At 47.0% G+C, this 19,250-nt stretch carries 15 protein-coding genes; 4 read left to right on the top strand and 11 right to left on the bottom strand.

The annotated features are described in order from the left end of the window. The first annotated feature begins 5 nt into the window (after positions 1 to 5). Entirely contained in the window at positions 6 to 3,497 is a 3,492-nt protein-coding gene (locus tag DEO27_RS03435) for a DUF6443 domain-containing protein (RefSeq protein WP_112569753.1), read from the top strand. Positions 3,498 to 3,865: 368 nt separating this feature from the next. Here the strand turns inward: DEO27_RS03435 and DEO27_RS03430 are convergent, their stop codons facing one another. Continuing rightward, entirely contained in the window at positions 3,866 to 4,171 is a 306-nt protein-coding gene (locus tag DEO27_RS03430) for a helix-turn-helix domain-containing protein (RefSeq protein ID WP_112569749.1), read from the bottom strand. Positions 4,172 to 4,507: 336 nt separating this feature from the next. On the opposite strand from DEO27_RS03430, the gene DEO27_RS31825 reads away from it, so the two are divergent. The 3 genes from DEO27_RS31825 (at position 4,508) to DEO27_RS03420 (ending at position 5,734) form a co-directional block, all read left to right on the top strand. Next, positions 4,508 to 4,639, top strand: coding sequence for a hypothetical protein (locus DEO27_RS31825; protein ID WP_262714155.1), 132 nt, complete (start codon positions 4,508 to 4,510; stop codon positions 4,637 to 4,639). A 403-nt stretch (positions 4,640 to 5,042) separates the two neighbouring features. Continuing rightward, on the top strand, positions 5,043 to 5,282 hold the full coding sequence (locus tag DEO27_RS03425; RefSeq protein WP_112569747.1) for a hypothetical protein: 240 nt from the start codon (positions 5,043 to 5,045) through the stop codon (positions 5,280 to 5,282). A 170-nt stretch (positions 5,283 to 5,452) separates the two neighbouring features. Continuing rightward, the gene (locus DEO27_RS03420) at positions 5,453 to 5,734 is read left to right on the top strand and encodes a hypothetical protein (protein WP_112569745.1); all 282 of its coding nucleotides are present in this window, start codon (positions 5,453 to 5,455) and stop codon (positions 5,732 to 5,734) included. 906 nt (positions 5,735 to 6,640) lie between these two features. On the opposite strand, the gene DEO27_RS03415 is transcribed toward DEO27_RS03420, so the two are convergent. From DEO27_RS03415 to DEO27_RS03370, 10 genes are all read right to left on the bottom strand, one after another. Continuing rightward, the gene (locus DEO27_RS03415) at positions 6,641 to 8,047 is read right to left on the bottom strand and encodes a TlpA family protein disulfide reductase (protein ID WP_112569743.1); all 1,407 of its coding nucleotides are present in this window, start codon (positions 8,045 to 8,047) and stop codon (positions 6,641 to 6,643) included. Between the two features lie 16 nt (positions 8,048 to 8,063). Then, positions 8,064 to 9,464, bottom strand: a complete 1,401-nt coding sequence (locus tag DEO27_RS03410) for a RagB/SusD family nutrient uptake outer membrane protein (protein WP_112569741.1) — start codon at positions 9,462 to 9,464, stop codon at positions 8,064 to 8,066. 2 nt (positions 9,465 to 9,466) lie between these two features. Then, positions 9,467 to 13,030 carry a SusC/RagA family TonB-linked outer membrane protein gene (locus tag DEO27_RS03405; RefSeq protein ID WP_112569739.1) on the bottom strand — a complete coding sequence of 1,188 codons (3,564 nt, stop codon included), beginning with the start codon at positions 13,028 to 13,030 and terminating at the stop codon, positions 9,467 to 9,469. 165 nt (positions 13,031 to 13,195) lie between these two features. Continuing rightward, positions 13,196 to 13,798: a FecR family protein gene (locus tag DEO27_RS03400; protein WP_112569737.1), complete on the bottom strand. Its 603-nt coding sequence runs from the start codon at positions 13,796 to 13,798 to the stop codon at positions 13,196 to 13,198. Further along, positions 13,741 to 14,310 carry a hypothetical protein gene (locus DEO27_RS03395; RefSeq protein ID WP_112569735.1) on the bottom strand — a complete coding sequence of 190 codons (570 nt, stop codon included), beginning with the start codon at positions 14,308 to 14,310 and terminating at the stop codon, positions 13,741 to 13,743. Before DEO27_RS03395 ends, DEO27_RS03400 begins: the two co-directional genes overlap by 58 nt. Positions 14,311 to 14,687: 377 nt before the next feature. Beyond that, entirely contained in the window at positions 14,688 to 16,709 is a 2,022-nt protein-coding gene (gene mobC / locus DEO27_RS03390; RefSeq protein ID WP_112569733.1) for a conjugal transfer protein MobC, read from the bottom strand. Positions 16,710 to 16,720: 11 nt separating this feature from the next. Continuing rightward, positions 16,721 to 17,599, bottom strand: coding sequence for a DUF5712 family protein (locus DEO27_RS03385; protein WP_112569731.1), 879 nt, complete (start codon positions 17,597 to 17,599; stop codon positions 16,721 to 16,723). Positions 17,600 to 17,603: 4 nt separating this feature from the next. Continuing rightward, positions 17,604 to 18,161, bottom strand: coding sequence for a BfmA/BtgA family mobilization protein (locus DEO27_RS03380; RefSeq protein ID WP_112569729.1), 558 nt, complete (start codon positions 18,159 to 18,161; stop codon positions 17,604 to 17,606). A 345-nt stretch (positions 18,162 to 18,506) separates the two neighbouring features. Then, the gene (locus DEO27_RS03375; protein ID WP_112569727.1) at positions 18,507 to 18,824 is read right to left on the bottom strand and encodes a hypothetical protein; all 318 of its coding nucleotides are present in this window, start codon (positions 18,822 to 18,824) and stop codon (positions 18,507 to 18,509) included. Then, on the bottom strand, positions 18,821 to 19,090 hold the full coding sequence (locus DEO27_RS03370) for a helix-turn-helix domain-containing protein (RefSeq protein WP_112570052.1): 270 nt from the start codon (positions 19,088 to 19,090) through the stop codon (positions 18,821 to 18,823). Before DEO27_RS03370 ends, DEO27_RS03375 begins: the two co-directional genes overlap by 4 nt. Positions 19,091 to 19,250: the final 160 nt, after the last annotated feature.

Below are 19,250 nucleotides of genomic sequence, written 5' to 3'. Positions count from 1 at the left end.
CCAGCATGCAAATACGATCATATTCAAATCAAAGTATATCAGGCAAACTGTTTATGGCGATCCTGCTGATACTAATATCACAGGGCGTGAAAGCTCAGTATATACCCAGCCCCGCCCAGTTGGGTGTCCCGGCAACTACACCCGGTAATTACTATAATGAAACGAGTATTACTTTATCAACGGGTTTTTCGGCTACGGCAACAACTACCAACAGCTATAGTTATTTTATTCAGACCAGTTGCGTTCCCCTTGGCATTAGTTTAAGTCAAAACCAAAACTATATCCTGACATCAGTGCCCCGGGAGGCAGGTATAGATCCCGCGGGCAACAACACCAATTGTAAACTGATGCAAACGGTGCAGTATTTTGATGGTTTGGGCCGTTTATTACAAACCGTTCAGGTTAAGGGTTCACCCACCAGTAAAGATATCGTACAACCGGTGACTTATGACCAGTTTGGGCGTGAAGCGAAGAAATACCTCCCCTACGCTATTACCAACGGAACAAGCAATGGAAGTTACAAATCAGATGCGTTAACCCTAAATGCAGGCCAGGATCAGTTTTATAAAAGTCCACCTGCAGGGGTATCCGTCATTCCCTATCCGTCAGAAAGCACCGGTTATGAGGCCTCTCCTTTAAACCGCATTTCAGAGCAGGGTGCACCGGGGCAGCCCTGGCAGTTGTCAACCAGCGGCATAACGGGCAGCGGACATACTATTCAGATGACTTATGGTAGTAATGTGACGGCTGATAACGTGATCCAGTGGGTCGTCAATACATCAGGGACGGGAGCGTCCGGAACTTCTAATTACGGCGCGAATCAGCTGTACAAAACTGCTACAACGGACGAAAACGGAAACAGTACAATAGAATTTACCGATAAAAAAGGACATGTTGTATGTAAAAAGGCGCAATCAGGAGCTGCTTCTTACCTGGCTACTTATTACATCTATGATGATTATGACAAGCTTGCCTACGTAATACCGCCATTGCCGGCCGGTACAGCTTACCCCACAAGCTTTACAGAAGCGGATGCTATATTTAAAAACTATACATATGGTTATCATTATGACCTGCGGAACCGGCTGATAGAAAAAAAAATACCGGGTAAAGATTGGGAATATATGGTTTATAACAAACTGGACCAGGTGGTTGCAACCCAGGATGGTGTGCAACGTTCAAAAAGCACCCAGGAATGGAGTTTTACCAAGTATGATCAATTCGGGCGAGTAGCTTATTCCGGGATCTATCAATACCCGGGGAGTACAGCTGGTACCAGCTACCGGGCGGCCCTACAGAGTACTGTAGACGGACAGACCGCATTGTGGGAAACCCAGCAGACAACCGGCACCGGCTATCCTGGTACGGCCTGGCCGCAGGCGAATATCCTGCGCTATCTGGTATTGAATTACTATGATAATTATAATTTCCCCAATAAACCATATAGCCCTGTTGTAAGTAACACACTGACCAATCCAACAGGATTGCCAACCGCGACAAAAACAGCCACGCTGTTGCCTGACGGAACTTACGGGTCGATGTTATGGACGGTAAATTTTTACGACGACCGGGGCCGGTTGGTACAAACCGATAAACAGCATTACCTGGGGGGAGAAGCAAGTCTAAATACATCAAATTATGATGAAATAGATAATATTTACAATTTTAATGACCAAATAAAAACCACGATGCGCCATCATTATGTAGCAAACGCACAGGCCCTCCTGGTAACCACCAATTACCAGTATGATCATATGGGGCGTAAGGTACAAACCTCAGAGGCTATCAGCTCAGGGCTCAGTCAGGCGCCTTTACCGACAATCATTTCGCAATTGGACTATAATGAGATTGGTCAGTTGAACACGAAACACCTGCACAGCACCAATAACGCAAGCAGTTTCCTGCAGGATATCAGCTATATTTATAATGAGCGGGGTTGGCTGAGCCAGATAAATGACCCATTAGTCGCACCTACCACAAATAAGTTATTTAGTGAGAAACTGAATTACAATTTAGTTCAATTTGGCGCGCAGGCCCAGTTTAACGGTAACATTGCTGAGCAACAATACAATGCCGGTGTGAGCGGTAATCAACATGTCAGCTACAGCTATGATAACCTGAACCGGTTAAAAACAGGTATTTCTACTGCCGGTTTCAGCGAAACAATTAGTAATTATGACAATCTGGGTAACATTATAGGATTAACCCGTACAGCTCCCAACGCCGCGTCCCTAACTTATAACTACACTGGCAACCAGCTACAATTGGTAACCAATAATGGTGTCGCATTCCGCAGTTATCCGGCTTATGACCCTAATGGTAATGCTTCCAGTGATGGACAGGGAAATACGATCCTGTACAATATGCTCAATCTACCCAGAAGTATTGCTTCCAAAAACTTGAGTTATACCTATTCCGCGTCGGGAGAAAAATTACGGAAGAACAGTAACGGAGCGATAACAGAGTATATTAATGGGATACAATACAAGGCTGATGGAACAATAGATTTTGTGCAGACTGAAGAAGGCAGAGCGAACAGGAGCGGGACAAACTTTGTATACGAATATACCCTAACGGATCATTTGGGTAATAACCGGGTAACCTTCGATCAAAACAATGGCAAAGTAGGGGAAGATGACTATTATCCTTTTGGGCTGAACGTACACCGGCAGTTAAATGGTGGAAATAAGTATCTTTACAATAATAAAGAGTTGCAAGACGAGCTGAATCAGTATGATTACGGCGCAAGGTTCTATGATCCGGTGGTTGCAAGGTGGACGAGTGTTGACCCGTTGGCTGAGAAGTTTAGACGGTGGTCGACTTACAACTATGGTGATGACAATCCAATAAGAAATATTGACCCAGATGGGATGGGAACAACCTCCGTCCATGTTGATAAATATGGGACTGTGTTATCTAATCATCCTGAAGATGGCGATAATCACGTTTATGAGCACGATAAAGCGAAAACAAAGGCTGATGTGGAAAAGAATTATAGTGCAAAAAACACAGGTGCAGGCGGCAAAGATATAGGTGAATTAGGTGGTAAGATTAATGCAAGTAACATCATCAAGAACCTATTAGATAAAAATATCCCGATTGCAAAAGACATCATTAACCCATTTACATTTAAAACGTTGGTTCAAAAAGGGGGGGATTGGGATTTTAAAAACTCTAATAGCAATAGATCGACCATATTTGATGTGGCGGAAAGATTTAAGCAAAACGGAGGATCAGAAACTCAATTTCAATTTGGTAAGCTATCTATGAGTGCAGAAGATTTTGGAAACTTCCATTATGGTGCCGTTGGAACTCAACTTTATTTTGGTAGTGATTATAGACTTCTGCATGAGGCAGGCCTTGCACAGATTGCCGATGGAACATCAAGGATAGAATGGAGCGGTCACATGGGTACAAGGCCGCCATATGGAGATGATCCTAAAGATCAAGAATGGATAAAAATTGGCATTGCTTACGGAAAGGAGAATAATAAATGAGAATAATATATTTGTTTTTATTGATAATGCTTTGCTCAAGTTGTCGAATGTTTGACAAGAAAGCAGACGTAATTGTTACTTATAAACTTAATTCCGATAGCACAATTGAAATATCGAGTGTAGGTTACGGTACTACCACAAAAGACTTTACCGAGATAAGAATGGTTAATTTGGGTAAAAATGAATTGTTAAAGAAAATTGAAGGGTCATACTTTAACTACAAAACAGATATTGTTCGCATTAATGACACCTTATTTAAAGTCAGTTTTACCGATACTTCTGTCTTCAAAGGAATGAGTAGATCATTTCAGTTCAATCTAAATGAACGAGTAAAATAAGTATGCAAAGCCCCTTCACCGGGGCTTTGTTCATTTATTCAAGTAGGCTTTCTTGGCTTTGTAATCACGGATTATCAAATCCACATAATCAAATATCTTTCTACGTTCGTCATCGGGTAGGCTTTCTAAGTCGTCTAAGCGCCTCAATGTTTCCTTGCCGTAATTGGCATTTAAGCCCTCTCCAAGCAAATAATCAATAGATACATCAAACGCTTTAGGCCGCTTGACAATTACTTCTATTGAGGGAGAACTATCATCCCGTTCATATTTACCAATCATCACCCGAGAGGCATTGATTTCCCCCGCTGCCGCGAGGCTGTGCCTTGTGGCCCGCATGCAATGTGTTGAATAAGCAGATCCCGGATAAAATAACAATCCGGTTTTTTTTTAAACGGTCAGGATAATGTACGGGTGTGATAACCTGAACCGGCTTAGCTCGGCGGTATCAATCAGCAGTACGGCAAAAAGATAACCTGTACGGGGAAGATGTGACCTGTAACAATATGGGTAACATTACACCCATTGCCGTCGTAGGAATAACTACAACGCCACTTAAAACAAACTTATGATTACGGGTACGACAACCTGAACAGGCTTCTATCTGCCGTCCCGGCAAAGACACCAGTAATCCAAAAGGATAATTTATACGGAGAAAATTTAACCTATGACAGTATGGGCATCATCACCGGCTTGGGTAGGTATGATAATACCGGTACAACAGCAAGTCCGGTGCGGACGCGGATCGACAGCCTCACCTATACCTATACAGCCAATACCAATCAGGTAGACAAAATCGATGATTAAGCAACATGCTATACAGGAAACTCAGGCTTCAAAAATGCAATACAAATAGCCCATGAGTACACGTATGATGGTAATGGCAATGAGCTGAAAGACCAGAACAAGGGTATCAACGGCATTTCCTATAACCTGCTGAACTTGCCACAAATAAGAAACCGACTCACTTACTTACAAAGGGATAAAGGCTACAGCTAAACTTGCTGGGGCCAATGATCAAACAGCCAGTACAATTGCCACGTTTTCCGATATTGGATTAAGTTTTGTTGGCGGAGGAGCCGGTGCCTTTAAAGTTCTGAACAACGGCAGTAAAATTGCCGAGTTTACAGTTGCTGAGAGTAAGTTTGATTATTTCTTTGGCAAAGTTGTTGAAGGTGCATCACATAATGTTGAGCGGTCTGCGCAGAATTTGAAAGACTTAACAACACTTGGTATTAAAGACGAAAAGGCACTTGTTAAAGTATTTGGAAAAACATTAGTTAAAGGAACAGAAGTTTCCAGGAAAACTAACGACTTTGGTAGAACTATCAGTAAGGTCATTAATATTGGAAAGAAAGGCTCTATTACAACAAGCTTCTTTTACGAGGGCGGTGATTTGTCGAAAATTCTAAAAGTGACAACATTAATGCCTAAAATCTTTAAGCAATGATATAGGAAATTATTAATAAAGAAATATTTGACTCGCTTCCCTATACAATTGTCTTTGAAAACATTAAGGCAGACCGTTGTTACGCGCTTCTAAAAGATGGTCAGGCCAACTTTAAACTGTCTTGGGCAAGTGATCTACTTAAACCCAGTCTTGTTACCATTCAGCCTGGAGTGTACGCAGTAGGTATAGATGAACAGTTTGCAGTGGTTGACTTCAATTCTAAGCAAGTGGCTCTAAACATTGAACTGTCTTTTCCTTATCATGAAGCACGAGTTGTTTCTACCTCAATCGTTTTAGCCTGTGAGTTGGAAGTCTTAATAATTGATATACATAATTACCATGTAATAGATTGGCGATCATTACCCGATATTTATTATAGTATGGATTTGGAAGGCGATAAAGTAAATATCACTTTTATGGATGGAAATGTTGTATCAATACAAATAAAATAAGAACTACAACAATGGAAAACATTACCCAATTACGACTGCTTATCACGGCTTTTACAGCCCATGCCCAAACGGCGCAGCAGGACAGCGCCACGGTCTCTATCACCTGATGCGTAAAAAAGACTCTTAAACAATTTAGTCCTTATACCTTTGTGGACAGCACAAAAAAGGAAGAAACTGACGAAAAAGAAAAAAAGCATATCCATGCCGGTATAAGTTTCCTAATTCACACCCACCTACATTGTGATAACAAGACATTTAAAGCCCCACCTAAGGTGGGGGCTTTAAATGTGCTAGTAACTAAATAGTAGAAGCAAAGGTATTCACTCAAAACTATGCATAAGATTTCTGACGTAGCCTCCGCTACTGACATACACCACTGAAGGCGGAGGTTTAGTCATATAATTAATTCTGAGCTCAACCAAAACAGCTGGGCTTTTTCCAAGCTTCTCTTGCTCTATTTTATTAGCCTAAGCCGAGAATTAAGCAAACGATTTTCAGATAACTGAATATATTATTGCATCCAAAAATTTGAACAAACGAATATAAGTAAATGATTTATTGGTGCGCCTTTTAACATGAGAGGGTGGAAATCCTACCAAATCAAATCAACTCAGTAAAAAAAATTAGGCCGGCTTCCATTGACTGACAAAGTCATTTGCAAATTAAACAGCACTTTGCCCTTCAAATTTATTAAACAGATTGAGCATTTTGACTATACTACCTAAATCCATTTTTTATTTTTCTTAAATCTAACTGCCATAAGAGCCTTACAAAAACATTCAGGAACAGATTTACCTTTAAAAGTAGCCTCGGCATATCCTCAAGCAATTTAAAATCATAATTAAGTCAGCATAATTTTAAATTAGCCTATAGTAGCGAGATATTTAATATTTCAAAATTTTCACCTTAGAGATATCCTTCGATCACCCGGGATAACCCTTCATCATCCAATTCCGGCTTTGGCCCCAACCTTCCCTCCTTGTCCACTATAATGATAGTCGGGAACCCATGAACATCGTAATCCTTGATGACCTGGTGCTGATCGCCCCTACCCTCGGTATAAAGCTTTACCGCCAGCGGTGAGGTATACTGGTTCGTTTTTAAGGTACGCAGCCATTGTTCCCGGGATTTATCGATGGAAACAGACAAGAACACGACAGGACGGTTAGCATACTTCTTTTCGAGCGCGTCAAGCGCCGGCGCCAAAGCCTTGCAGGCCCCGCAACCTGTAAACCAGAAATCCAGGATGACTACCTTACCCCTGAAGTCGCTCAGTTTAACCAGCCTGTCATTTTCGTCTTTCAGCTCAAAGTCCGGCGCAACCGCTCCCGCCGTGCTTCGCGCCATGATCTTTTCCAATACCTGCCGGAACGCGGAATTGCTGACATAGCTTAAGGCATCCTCGATATCTGCTGCTGATATTTCCGGACTGTTCCTTTTGAGCATAAAAAGTTCCATTACCAGTTGCTCCCGCATAGCCCCCCTGAAATGCCGGGATTCATATAAATAACAATCATGCAGGCTGAATTTCCTGCGGGTCAGGATACAGGAATCGACCAGGTATTGTCGGTAAATCATTTCCACAGCGAACTTAGAAGACGGCCTGTCTAAGCTATCCGCGGCAAGAAATGAAGGATAGCTATTGAAAGGCCTGCCGTATTTCCGTAAGGCGGTAATGTATCGATCCTGTATTGCTCCGGGCTTATTCAGGCAAGTATAGGTCATATACCCCAGTTTGGAAGTAACGGCCTCCGCCATCGCCTCATTGCACAACCATTCCCAGGCGGACCGGCCAATCCCTGATTTACTTTTTTCCAGTAAGCGCTGGCAGACCTCAGTACAGGAATCTATCCGGGAGAAAGACGAAGCCAATCCCTCCGGTGCATAAACTGTTTTAAATTCCTGCTTACATCGGGCCGACAAGACTGCCAGTTGTTGCTGCACCTCAAACCGTTTTGCGGACGGGCCTTTAAACAGGGTTTCAGCTTTTCGAATGCCAAAGTCAAGGTCATCCCCCGGAAAAATGAGTAACGGACCTAACTCTGCCTTTCCGGGCTTATTGAACCGGACCAGTACGAACCGCGGTTGATCGTCATCCGGGATCTCCAGCGTAAAGCGGCTACCCTTTGCGGGAGCAGCAAAGGAAGATTTGAGCTCATTTAACCTACCTGCATAAGGAGAAACCGTAACAGCAATCGTATCCCCGTCCTTCAGGAAATCAGCTTGCCCGATGATCCTAACCCTGTCTTCAGTCGCGAAAAGCTGAACACAAGTAAAAAACCATATAAAAATCAGGAAGGTTATTTTTTTCATGATGCTGTTCTCCTCCTTATCTTGGATTTTGGGTCAGGCCGCCCAACTGGACCTCGATATCCGGAATGGGGAAAGCATACCTGGAATCGTTCGGCGGCAGCGTGTAGATAGCGCCGCTAAACGTCCGTTGCAGGGTAAGGGCAAAGCGGCTTTCCTGGTTGAGCCGGCGCAGGTCCGTCCAGCGCAGGCCCCGCAACAGCAATTCCTTCCGGCGCTCGCTCAATACCTGCAGCAATGCGTCATCTGCGTTTGATGCGCTATAGGGTATGAATGCCCCGGTCTTCCATCTTGTAACGAGCAAGGTATTTAACGACGCCATCGCACCGGCAGCATCCCCTCCCCTGGCCTGGCATTCGGCTTTGATCAGGTAAACTTCATCCGTGGCGAGACCATCATATTTCAACCCTTTGAAATCATAGGAGCCGACAAAGCGCGGGTACTGCGGCAGGCCATCGAGGATCGTAAAAAATTTGGTTTTGCGCAGGTCATTCAGGTCATAGCTGTTATACAGGCCGGGGCCGATATAACTGTCCCGCCGTACACTGTACACAACGTGCCCGACCATATTGGAATGGTAGATATCCTCTGATAGGAAAGCATTGTTAATCGCGGTCGTCGTCGGTTTGTTCAGCGTATTGTAATCCGTTAGCGTGGAAAACTGTGCAAGGCAAGCATTAGCGTAGGTCAGCGCCGCCGGATAATTCCGCATGGCCAGGCTGATCCGCGCCAGCAGGGCATTTACCGCGGGCTGTGACGGCGCAGTCTTGTATACCGGGGTAACAGGTAAAGCAGGAAGCGCCGATCTGAGGTCACTGATAACTTTGGCATAACATTCCGCAATGCTCGACCTGCCCGGGTGCGTATTGAGGTCGGAACTCAGTCGCAGGGGGATTCCCGGCTGATCCGCTGCCTTGCTTTGATCATAAGGCAGGGCGAATGTTTGCAACAGGCCGTAGAAAGCCCAGGCCCGGTAGAATAAAGCGCCGGCCTTTACCTGTTCATAAGAAGCTTTTTCGCCCGCCGATGGCGTAATAACCGGCAGCGCATCCAGCACCACGTTGGCGTAGTAAACCATCTGGTATGGCGAATTCCAGTCCGATGACTGCGTAGTAGAAGCGTCGAATACCTCCTCCGCCCAGGTATACGCATTACGGTCGGTTGACGACAATGTCGGGAACACGGCATCCTGGATCAGGAAATCGTCCGAAGCGATCTCGCCCAGTCCCGGGTCGGGCTGGTTGTTGAATACATTTTCGTTCTGTAACAGGCCTTTGAGGTCCGCCAGGGTGGTTGGCGTTTTCAGCGCCTGGTTAGGCTTGGTGTTTAAGAAATCGTCCTGTTTCTTGCAACCGTTTAATGTCAGGCCCATGATGCAGACGATGCACCCGAGCAAAGGGCCGGTGATGGTATTTTTCATGGTTAGAATCTGGAGTTAAAGCCAATGGAAAGGGTTCGCGGAAGGGGGTATGCGCCCGAATACAGGTCCGGGTCGAGATGGTCCTTGTTGGCACTCCAAAGGATGCCCACATTATTCAGGTAGGTAAAAACCTCCAGCCTCTTAAATATGGGATTGTCGCCATGGAACGGGCTGAAAGCATAGGACAGCCGGATGTCCTGCAACCGGACATGGTCACCTTTGTCAACAAGTGCCTGCGAATACTGGTAAAAAGTGTACCGGTCGGTGCTTGCTGGCGGCATCAGTATAGACGGAACGCTTGTATGCGCCTCGTCGCCCGGGCTTCGCCAGCGCCTGGCATAATCGCTGTTCACCAAACCATAGGCGATCTGGTCATAAGAAAGGCCTGTCGATGACTTGCGGAAATAGTAGTTAAGCTTGAAGATGATATTGGCGGACAGCGTCCAGTTGTTGTAGCTGAAAGTATTCCGGAAAGAGCCAAAAGTCGTCGGCCTGGAAGGGCCATTATAGTACAGATCAGTTATCCCGGTTTTGGAAATGATGTTTTTGTAATCCGTGCTCAGCTGCCCGTCAAGATATCCCTGCGGGTCGCCGGTATCATGGGTCAGCGGCCCCGATCTGAAACTGTAAATACCGTAGATCGGCTGGCCAACGAAGGGCGTGATCGTCCCGCCGTTCCCGCTGCCCGAAGACAAGTAGGTCAAGGTAGTTGCCGGATTGTCGTACACCCTCACTTTGTCGGTCACATAACTGATCAGGAGGTTACTCGTCCACTTAAAATCGCTTCGGTAGATATTGCGCGAGTTGAGCACGAAATCGAAGCCGTGGCCCGACGTATTCGCGGTATTCCCGAAAAATGTCGTAAAACCGGCCGAGGGCGGCAGTGGCGAACTGCCAAACAGGTCTATTCCGCGTTTGGTGTAATATTCTAAGCTACCTGACAGTAAATTGTTTTTCAAGCTGTAGTCTATACCAAAATTGGCAATACGAACTTTCTCCCAACGCAATTCCGGGTTACCTGGACTGTTGATCATATTATAGGGGACACCGGAATAGTAAGCGTTACCTTGCTGTTCCAGCGTCGTGATGGCAGACGCGCTTTTATTCACATTGGCGTTATAGCCGTAGGTAGCGCGCACTTTCAGGTAGGGCATCCAGGAAACATGATAGAACTGTTCCTTGCTGATGTCCCAGGCCAGGCCGGTCGAATATAACGGTACCGATTTGTGATTCGTCGCCACGCCGAAAAGGTTGGAGCGGTCGATCCTAGCGCTAACGGAAAAAGTATAACGGTCGAGGTAGGTATAGGCTGCATTTCCGAAATAGGAAATGTAATGATCTGTGAATTTCCCGAAACCGAGGTTCGTCGGAATTTGTAAAGCACCGCTTTCGGGGTTCAGGTTGAAGTAGGTAGCATAATCGATCTGCGCAGCGCTTGTCCCTGTTTCCTTGTCATATCCGTAAACTGTACCGTTACTGCTTTCCGTAATTGCTGAACTCACCTCGCTGCCAATAATCGCGTTTACCCGGTGACCGGCGGCTATTTCCCGGTCAAAGCTGATCTGCCCCCGCACCCGGTGGGATGTCAACATGCCATCCGATTGCTGTAAGATTCCTTCATTGGGGATCGGGTAGGTAAAAGTGCCGTCACCGTTGGGCTGTGCATACTGGTTGATGAGGTCGCGCGTATAAAAAGTCGCCAGGCTGTAATAATTATCCGCATTGCTGACCTGTTTTTCAAACTGGTATCTGAGGGAGATGTCCAGGCCCGGGATCAAACGGTATTGCGCCCCGACATTGATGCGGTTTTCTATGGATGAGCTGGTATTATCTGCATTCCGGAGTTCATCCAGCGGGCGGTAAAGCCAGTCAAGATAGCCTTGCTGCTGCGCACCTTTGGCAAACTCATAATTCAGGCCTTTGACAATTGGCAGAGGATTGCCGTTCCCGTCGGCGAACGATTCGTAGGGGAAGGTAAAATTGACATAACGTCCGCCAGCGGTAGTGTTTGCGGCGGTACTGTTAGCGGTTGCATTCGCATGGATATAATTAATTGCGGCTGAAAGCTGCAGGTTCTTTATCGGGTAGAAATTATAGTTCGCGTTCAGCGTAATGCGGTTATTGCTGTTACCGGTCAGCGTCGCGGTATTATGGTCCTCGCCTGCTGAAAAGTAATAATCGCTTTTATCGCTGCCCCCACGAAAGTTCAGGTTGTACTGTTGCATATAACCGCGCCTGTAAAAATATTTATCAAGCTGGCTGCGGGTATCTTGTTTCCTCAGGGCCTTGATCTGAGCATCAGCCTCTGAAGCGGATGAAGTGCCCTCCCTTTGAGAAGCCAGGATGTTGACTACCGGAGAAGTAACCTGGAGCGGGTCACCGATCTGCCCGTCATAAAAACCGGCTTTGAACAGGCGCTGCTCGATGTCGACATAATCGGATGAGTTGAGGTAGTCAGGGCTGTAAAACAGGTCAGGTTTAGCTGTAGCCGTAACATTGGCATTGAGCTCAACCGCCAGTTTTTCATTGCGTTTTCCTTTTTTTGTGTTCATTACGATCACGCCGTTGCCCGACTTTACGCCCCAGATGCTTGCCGCTGCCGCGTCTTTTAATATGGTGATGTTCTCGATATCGTTGGGATTGATATTGCTCATGTCACCATCAAAAGGAAAGCCGTCCAGTACGATCAACGGCTGGCTGTTGGAAAAAAGGGTATTCGTTCCCCTGAGGCTGATATCACTGATGCCCCTGGACGAAGCTGATGTGTTTCTGTTAAATAACAGGCCCGGCACAACACCTTCCAGCCTGCTGACAATATCGCTGCCGGTACGCCGGTTAAGCAACTCATTATTCAGCTGCGCGAACGATCCTGTCGCCCGTTCTTTCGGAATATTCTGGTAGCCGGTCGATACGACGCTGACCTCGGTGATCGCCGAGGTAGTTGGGTGAAGCGTAATTTTCTGGTATGGGATTCCGGGGGCAACGGTAAATGAATAAGGTTGGTACCCGATGAACGAGATGGTCACCTGGTCGCCGGGTTCCGCCGCAAACGCGAATTTACCGGCTTCATCTGTATAATAAAAAACGTTCCTGCCGGCGACCCGGATCGTCGCCGAATTGAGCGGTTTACCAGCGGTATCAGCAACTTCCCCTGTTACATTGACCGGAGCTTTAGGCACCGTGGCGGGCTTTACCGGCGGCGCAGGGTTCTTCCTGCTGATGACTACCATCTTTTCCTGCAATTCGTAGGCCAGCGGCTGCTCATCGAATATTTTTTTAAGCACCAGGTTCAGTTCTTCCTGCTGAACCGTGAGGGTAACAGGCCTTGCGTACTTGATAACGCCCTCCGGCAATATAAAGTCATAGCCGGTCTGGTTGCTGATCTTTTCCATGACGGAAAGCAGCGTGCTGTTCTTTTCTGTCAAAGTGACTTTCTGCAGGAGCGGCTTTGCACTGACCTGCATGTTCAGGATCACCATTAAAATGGCCGCAAGCCGGAAGGCTTTCAGGACCAAAGAGGTACGGCGGTTTGACCGTACCAGTTTTTCTTTATAAAAACTGTACATTCGTTGTTGGAGTTGGGAAGCGCTGCGGCCGTATATTGTCGTGATGATCCGGCTGCATCGCTGTTCGTTAATAGTTAAAACCTTTAAAGGAGACCAGCTTAAGCCAGGTAACCGGGTCGGACCGGTCTCCTGGCTTTTAATTAACTGATTCTTATCATTAAGATATTACTTCATTACCGTCACCCTCCTTCCTTCTACTTTGAAATGCACGGTTTTGCTAGCCTCGAGGGCGCTCAGCACTTTGCTGATGTTTTTGGAGCGGGAGATCCTGCCGCTGAGTTTTTCTGTGGGTAAGGGGCCATCAAAACGGACATCGATGTCATACCATCGGGCGATCTCCCGCATTACCTGTTCAATAGGGGTATTGTCGAACCTGAAATAGCCATTTTTCCAGGCTATTACCATTTCAGCATTGACCTGGGCCACGTCCAGATTATTTCCGGAGAAGCGGGCTTGTTGTCCGGGGAGCAGCAGCCGATGAAAGCGTTTGTCGATACTGCCTACATTAACCCTGCCTTCCAGCAGCGTTGTCCGGACCAGTTGATCTTCTTTAAACGACTTGATATTAAAATGCGTACCCAGCACTTTTACTTCCTGTCCGCTGCCGCTGACAACAAAAGGGTGCGCCTTATCTTTGGCGACTTCAAAATAAGCTTCCCCGGTCAGTGAGACCCTGCGCTGTATTTGGCCGCGGAAAGTGGTTGGATAGGTCAGCGATGACGAGTTATTGAGCAGACCCTGGTGCCGTCGGGCAGGCTCAGCTGCCACATGCCCCCTACCGGCGTCGTCATGGTATTTTCTCCCGCCGGACTGTTCCGACCGGCATCTCTTTTGTCCCGGTATACCACCTGACCAGCCGCGTTTTTCATGATATTGGTCCCCTGCTCAACTGCGAGCCTTCCGTTTGCGGCTTCCGCAAGATCGATCACCTGCCCATTCGAGAGGGTCAGCATCGCCTTGTTGCCACCCGGCGGTATGTCACGGGTTTCATTTCGAACAAGCAGGTCGCGTTTATGGAAAACAACTTCCAGGATCAGCGAAACCATGACCACAGCGATGGCGGCTGCCGCCAGTAAAATTCCTGTTCGAAACTTTCCTCCGCCATTTCCGGGCAGCTCCCGGCAGATGTCCTCCCCGATCTGACGGATCCTATCCTCCGGGATATCCGCCAGGTCTTCTCCCAGTTCCAGGTACCAGGCTTCCAGCATGGCTTTCTCTTTTTCGGTGGCATCCCCGTTCAGGTACTTTGCAGACCAGCTTTTGATTTCTTGTTTTTCCATCTTCTTGCCCGGCCTCACCCGGTTTTAAAGGCAAGACAGTTGAGAAGCGCCGGACAGGAAGAAAAATTTTTATTTTTTTTATGGCATGACCGGTCATTTCTTCGCTGGCAATGCATTTATTGGATTTTTGGATTGAAACAGAATTATATCACACCAATATCCTTATCAGCAAGGATGCTTTACCTATTTTTGGGGATATATAAGTACCTGCTTTTAGGCACATTCTTCTCTTTGCTTAAAAAAAAATAGTATCTAATTACAAAGTGATCAATTATTGTGTAATCAAACCTACTTCGGGCAGAATGCTGATGACAAGAAGCAAACAATTTATTAACCATATGACCACTCGACGCTGGTAAAGAACCGATATAACGAATCTACATGGATAATGCATTTTCCGTAGCATCCTCATCATTGCCGCTTGTGGGGCGTGGTTGTTCATCCAACACCTTATTCGCCTCGATCAGCAGCATCTCCGAACGGATCAGCTCATCGATCTCCGCCTTGACCCGGATATAATTCTCCAGCACATCCTCCTCGGTCACCTGCTGCACCCGCGGAATCGGCCTGTAACCCGCTTCCTCAGCCGCAATCGCCCCATGGTCATTCTGCACCTCCGCATGAAACATTTTCAGGCTGATGCGCTGCTCCGGGTTATCCGCCACCATACCCACGAACTCACCCGATGACAAAGCCGCGATCTTCGAAGCCGGGATCGCATAATCCAGCTGCGTGGCTTTGGAAATGGACGTATCGCTGCTGTTAATCGTCATACTATTTTTATCCTGCACGATCTTGCCAAAATTCTCCGACAGCTTTTTCGCCGTATCGCCAGTTACCTGACCCGAAATCACATTGCCCACAATACCCGTGATCACATCCGCCTGCTCCGCGCCATAGTCTTTCGTCAATTGACTGAAATCCTGCACCGCCAAAGTCGTCGCCACCTTATTGCTGCGCGCCGTCGCGATCAGGCCGTCCATATTATTGAAAAATATCGTCGGGAACTCATCAAAGATCAGGCTGCTTTTCAGCTGGTTCTTCCGGTTCACCAGTTTGATCATCCGGGAAATATACAGCGACAATACCGCTCCGTAGATCTGCAATTTCTGCGGGTTATTGCCCACGCAAACCACTTTGGGTTCCTTCGGATTATTGATGTCCAGCGTAAAATCATTGCCCGACAGCACGTAATACAACTGCGGCGAAGCCAGACGCGCCAGCCCGATCTTGGCGCTGGCCACCTGGCCCTCCAGCTGCGGCGCCGCGTTCCGGTTATAGGCCGAAATAAAAGGATTGATATAGGCCCTGATCTCGGGCTGGGTATTCAGGATCGGGAACAACTGGTCATAATCCGCCTGCATCAGTTCGATCACATGCGGCAAAGTGCAATAGCGCCCGTCCTCATATTTACGCAGGTACCAGATGATCGCCGTTAAAAAATTGATCGGGCTTTCCACGAAGAAATCACCTTGTTTTTTGATCCACTCGCGGTTCAGCCCGAGCATAATGGTCAGGCTGGCCTCGGTCGCATCCGTAATATCGTGCATGCTGCCGGGATCGAGCGGGTTGCAGCGGTGCGAATGGTTCAGGTCATCAAAATTAATGATATAGAATTGCGGTTTCACAGCATAGTTGGCCTGGTATTTTAACAGTTTATTGTAGGCGATCTTCGTCAGGTCATCAAACTTAAAATCATACAGGAACATCGAAAACCCTTTTTTCAGGTGCTGGTCGATGATGTGCCGGATCACAAAATAAGTTTTACCCGCGCCAGGGGTACCCACCACCAGCAGGCCGCGGAACATATTGATGAAGTTGATCCACATGCTGCGGATTTTTCCTTTCAGGCGGTATTTGCCCGGCAGGTTGACCGAATATTCATTTTCCAGCTTCCGTTCTTCCTGCGGGAAGGTTTCGTTATCCCGGTTAAAAATATCTTTATGCAGTTTGTCTTTCAGCAGCCGGGTTAACCAGGTGCCGCCCGTCAGGATGAGTAAATAACCGGCGGCAGTCAACGCCAGGTAGGTGATGGCAATGATGTTTTTGGCGATGGGCAGGTAAAAGCTAAGAATACTGATCCAGTAAATGAGCAGGCCGCTGAGCAGGTAAGCGATAATGCTTTTAAGCTGTATCTTTTCATCCTTCCGGCCCTTGAAGCCGGTTAATGATATGACTAAACACAGCAGGGCAGCCAGCTTAGGTTTCCACCAGTTGTTGAACAAGCCTGTTTTGGCGATGTTGCTAATGATGCGGTCGGTAATGCCCGCCGTCCAGTGCCAACCGGCAAAGGCCTGATAGCAGCTGATATAAAAATGGATGGCTAATATAAAAATACTGATCAGCCGGGTAAAGTCGACGATCTTGCGCAGTCCCTGGGTATCTTCTCCGGTTTGCATGTTTTTTTAATTTATAGGATTAAGTCATTATCTGTGTCCTGGCCCTTCTTCTTTCTTTTCTTGGGTTTGGTCACGCTGGGCGCGGCACCGGGCTGGTATTTAGCCAGGGATGGTACCATTTTGATGCTTGTTGCCTGCTGTCTGGGTTTTGCACCGGCTTTGGCAACGGCTTGGCGCAGTTTGATCCGTTCTTCCAGCGTGCCTTTCTTTTGCGCGTTGGCGTATTGAAAAGTTTCGGCCAGGCCGCGCTCGAAGGAAAACTGCTTGTCAAATAAAGTTTCCCCCATCTGCTTAAAAGCCGAGCGGTCGAACTGGCCTACTTTTCTGGAATGTTCGGTGTTCCGGCCGCGCGATTTATTCATCGGGCTGAGCTTGACCGTATTGGTAATATCTTTGCGGCTCACGATCACCTGGATATGCATTTGTTCGCCCAGTTTCCGATCGCCGCGTTTTTTCAGGCCGTTTTTGACTTCGGCATCTTTATGGCTGTAATAACGGTAATGCTCCAGTTTGCCGAACCATAAGAGGTCTTTGCTGCTTTCAATGCCGGGCCGTTTAAAATTCCGGGCGTATTCATCCATCACTTTGACAGCGTAGGATTTCAATTGCGCTTCAGCTTCATCGCCGTACTGCGTTTTTAACCACGTAATCTCCTTTTGACTGGGGCTGATATTCACCAGGAAAAATTTGGCATCGGTGTGCATGAGTTTGGCCACATTGTGGTCGAGCGCCAGCTGCGCTTCATGGGAGCGGATGGCCTGCTGACCGGTATTAAACCAGAGTTCCGGCGCTGGCTGCCCGAGCCGGTTTTCCTTATCGAGGTAATGGATGAGCACGTTGCTGCTGCCTTTATTATCGGCAGTTTCGCTGTCGGTGATATTGATGAACATGGTGTTAGAGTTTAGCGACCTGCTGGCGGGCGGCCTGGTTCAATTCTTCTTTTTCTTTGGCGGGTGTGGTGAAACTGAAGCTGTCCCGTACTTTGATGTATTGGTTCAGGATGTACAGGAATTTGGTTTTGAGGCTTTCGCGGTTGTCCATCCTTTCGGCGATCAGTTGCAGCACTTTATCGGTTTCGGCGAATTTGCCGGCCTGCAGTTGCTGGCTGTTTTGCAGGTCGGTATTGGCTTTCAGGATCTGGTTGTTGAAGCAGTCCAGGATTTTGATCTGCGACTGGATCATACGGTCGATATCGAGCTTAACGGGGATGAGTATTTTTTCTTCCTGAGCGCGGATGAATCGGATATAGGTATCGTGGTTTTTAACGAGCGTTGTTTTCAACAGGTCATCGCTGATATCGGCGGGGTCTTTCCTGGTTTTATGGAAATATTCGACCATGCGGATAAAGAACTCGCGCTTGGTGCAGCCGGCTTTATCGGCCAGTTTTTGCAGTTTGGCATCGGTGGCATCGTTGTATTTGATGGTTTTTCTGTTGGTGCTTTCTTCTCCCATAATTTTCTTGCTGGCATTCCGGCGGGAATGCTGAATGTTTACTTTGCAGACTTATCGCGTGGCACAGCATCCCCGGAGGATGCTGCCCCCCCGTTTGCAGTGCAAACGGCGAGCAAAGTAGGGCTCTGCCCAACTTCCGCTCGCTCACTTCGCTTTCGCGAAGCGACCACCGCTTTTCTTTCTGATTTGCGGAGCAAATCATTACCGGTGCAGCCAAAGACTGCACCGGATTTATATACTAAATAGCCGGATATCTGAATATGTCTATATCGGAATAACCAGATATTCCGATATGCGGTTATCCGTATAGCCCGGTATACAGCTATGCCGATATAAAATACCGGGCTACACTTTCCAACCGGCAGGCCAGTAAACCTGGCTGCCAAGTTTGGGATGGTAAGACGGTTGATAAATGATGTAACCATATTCATCGAGTTCCTTGATACACTTGTGATACGTTGCAATCGATGCTATCCGGCTAAAAGCCATCAGCGTTTTTCTGGTGACAGAAAACGGGCTTTTAAAACCAGCGCGTTGCCATTGCACGAATAATGCACTGAACAAGCTGATGTGTGTCATGTTCAGCCGCCCGTCAGTGCTCATGCGTTTGAGCAGTTTACTGTAACCAGCGAGTTCACTAACCGCAATTTTATGAGTACTCATTGCAGTCCTCCTTCCAGTAACTTGTTAATGTCTTCGAGTTTGTAATACATGATGCTGCCGATACGGGTAAAACTCAGCGTACCGTTGATGCGCAGGTTCTGTAAAGTGCCTGGTGATATTTTTAGCAGCTTTCGGACCTCGTTACTTTTGAGCCATTTTTTGGACTGGCCCTGGCCATCCAATTGAACCAGTCTTTTGATTTCTGTTAATAGTTCGCTTTTAAATTCATTCAGATCTCCTTTAGTGATCAGTTCACTTGCTTGCATAATCTCCTCCTTAGTTAAATCATTACTTAATACTTGTACCGCCAGTACCGGGTACGAAGCAAAGATGTAGGCAAAGGGATATTGTTCATTACCATAAACCAAGCTACGGTAATGGCAACCAAAGCATAGTGCTGAAAAAGAGCGCACTGAATAGTTTTGA

This window comes from Mucilaginibacter rubeus, assembly GCF_003286415.2.
GTDB lineage: Bacteria > Bacteroidota > Bacteroidia > Sphingobacteriales > Sphingobacteriaceae > Mucilaginibacter > Mucilaginibacter rubeus_A.
Note: the sequence above shows the minus strand (reverse complement) of the source record. Positions and strands in the feature narration are given on the sequence as shown.